2 protein-coding genes are annotated in these 2,490 nt (G+C 38.8%); both read left to right on the top strand.

The window, feature by feature from the left end:
* Nucleotides 1-418 precede the first annotated feature (418 nt).
* A complete protein-coding gene (locus tag CWATDRAFT_RS31095; protein ID WP_232287255.1) occupies nt 419-796 on the top strand; it encodes a universal stress protein in 378 nt (125 codons plus the stop codon).
* A gap of 255 nt (nt 797-1,051) precedes the next feature.
* Nucleotides 1,052-2,011: a PRC-barrel domain-containing protein gene (locus CWATDRAFT_RS31090; RefSeq protein WP_007312778.1), complete on the top strand. Its 960-nt coding sequence runs from the start codon at nt 1,052-1,054 to the stop codon at nt 2,009-2,011.
* Nucleotides 2,012-2,490 lie beyond the last annotated feature (479 nt).

Raw genomic sequence — 2,490 nt, 5'->3', positions numbered from 1 at the left:
AGTGCGCAAACAAACCGCCGTTATCACGCGAGTCTTCTCTTCCTCCTATATGGGAGATTCTGTGTGGTCAAACAGCACTCNTGTTTGGGAATTATCAGGGTTCAACTGTATAGCAAACTTTGTCGGATAGCTCGCCTGTATACCTTACTTGAATTGTTTGGAAAAGAGCCGGTTTCAAACTAGAATTAATTTCACCAAATGACCATAATCAAAATATTCATCTTAGATTAGAAGATAAATATAACACGGTTGACTATGAGTACAAAATGAGATCAACAAGTCTGGAATCCCCAGCTTTAGAACCAATACAGTACTCCCACATATCAAAAAATTTTAGTTGGAATAGGAGAAGAACATAGCAGTCAAAAAGGTTTTTGAAACTGCCTTAAACCTAGCAAAAGCTCAAGGTAGTCAGTTAATGATTGTAACGGTTATCCAAGAAAATTTGACAAGAACGCTAGACTTACCCATTTGCTCAGAAATATCGGGATATGGCTCGATCTGTACCCAGGAAATGGTGGAATTAGAAGAAAAATTAATCCAAGAAAATTTAGTAGAACTACAAGCTTGGCTGAAACGATTAACGGAACAAGCTGTTAATCAGGGGGTTAAAGCAACCTCAGACTATACTTATGGACAACCCCGAGAAAAAATCTGTGCTATGGCTAAGGAATGGGGTGCTGATTTAATTATTGTTGGTCGTCGGGGTCGTAGTGGGTTATCAGAACTATTATTAGGTAGTGTCAGTAACCATGTGGTTCATCATGCACCCTGTTCTATTTTGGTGGTACAGTGAACAGTGAACAGTGAGCAATAACTGGTAACTGGTAACTATTGGTTAGAATGGAACATAGGAGTTAGAGCAGAGTCATTGAAATTCTAAGATCAACTCCTAGAAAACCTTAATGTGATTAAACTCGTAAAATTAATGACTAAACCTGATGGTCAGTAAGATTAAGCTATGATTATAAATTATGCTTGATCATCAGACCGAACTGCCTGTTATTTAATTCTTCTATTGCTAGACAGTCAAAATCTAACCTAAGACACAATGACCACAGATAAAATCCGACTACGTAACGAATTTATTAATACACAAGTAATCACCCGTGAGGGGGGTAAAAAGCTAGGGGTTGTTAAAGAAATTTTAGTGGATATCGATCAACGAGAAGTTGTAGCTTTGGGACTGCGGGACAATATGCTTTCTTTGTCTGGTATGCCCCAGTATATTTACATTACCAGTATTCGGCAAATCGGTGATGTTATTTTAGTGGACAATGAAGATGCGATCGAAACCGTTGACATTGATCTTTACTCTCCTGTGATTAACTCAGAAGTTATCACAGAAGCAGGAGAGCCCCTAGGCCGTGTTAGGGACTTTCAGTTTGACCTAGAAACCGGTCAAGTCTCTTCCATCATCATTGCTTCTCTAGGTTATCCACAAATTCCGGATCAAGTCCTCAGTACCTATGAGATATCTATGGAGGAGGTAGTTAGTAGTGGTCCCAACCGTTTAATTGTTTTTGAAGGGGCCGAAGAACGCTTAACCCAGTTAACGGTAGGTGTGTTAGAAAGATTAGGAATCGGCACTGCACCTTGGGAAAAAGAAGACGAAGACTATCTCTATTCTCCTCCAACCGCTAAACCTGAAAATCAGTTGGGGACTGGTATTCCCATCAAAACCCCTATACAAGCTAAACAACAGGTGGTAGAAGAACGTTGGGACGAAGATACCTGGGAACAACCTATTACCCCACCTCCTCCTAGACGACGTGAGGAGTCCATTCGTTACGAAGAATACGAGGATGACTACGAAGAGGATAACTGGGGAGAAACCCGACGGGAAGAACCTGTTTCTTATGAACCTCCCGTTCGAGAAAAAGAATACGAATATGATGAGGTTCAAGGGGATATTTGGGATGACGATGTTGAACCGGAACCCTATAACCCCCGTCCTGTAAATATTCCTCAAAAACAAAAGCAACCGGAATATTATGAGGAAGAAGCTTAAAACTTGTTAATGTAAAAGGTGGGAATACCCACCTTTTTTTAGGTGTTCCTGTATTTTTTACAGTGATAATTGTAGTATAGTAACATCTTATACCAAAAAATCCGAATTTTACCCTAAAAGTGTGAGAATCCTTCTCAATAAAAAACGTAAGAATGGGGGTTGACAAAACATACTACTTTTTTATATCATTATGGAGAAAGTAACGGTAGGATGAGGTTAATTGTAAATTAAAATACCTGGTAATTTGGGTTAAGATAAAGATGTCTCTACTGTTAGCCATGAATACTAAAATTATTGCCAAATTAAGGAATAACCTCCCTTTAACTGGAAAATAAGGATTTTTGTTAACTATTCTCTCTATATTAGAAATTATCCTATGAATAAAGCGGCTAAAGTCAGTGACTCATTATATGAAACTGACTATTTTTTATGGTTATAAAACAACGATCGCCGTGAAGGTACCAGCTCATGTTCCCCCG

Source organism: Crocosphaera watsonii WH 8501 (assembly GCF_000167195.1).
GTDB classification, from domain to species: Bacteria; Cyanobacteriota; Cyanobacteriia; order Cyanobacteriales; family Microcystaceae; genus Crocosphaera; species Crocosphaera watsonii.
The sequence above is the reverse complement of the archived record's forward strand: the minus strand, read 5'-3'. Positions and strand labels throughout refer to the sequence as shown.

Excerpts from the sequence above, each read along its gene's own strand:
- CWATDRAFT_RS31095 (WP_232287255.1), top strand. The coding sequence starts at position 419 with ATGATTGTAACGGTTATCCAAGAAAATTTGACAAGAACGCTAGACTTA.
- CWATDRAFT_RS31090 (WP_007312778.1), top strand. The coding sequence starts at position 1,052 with ATGACCACAGATAAAATCCGACTACGTAACGAATTTATTAATACACAA.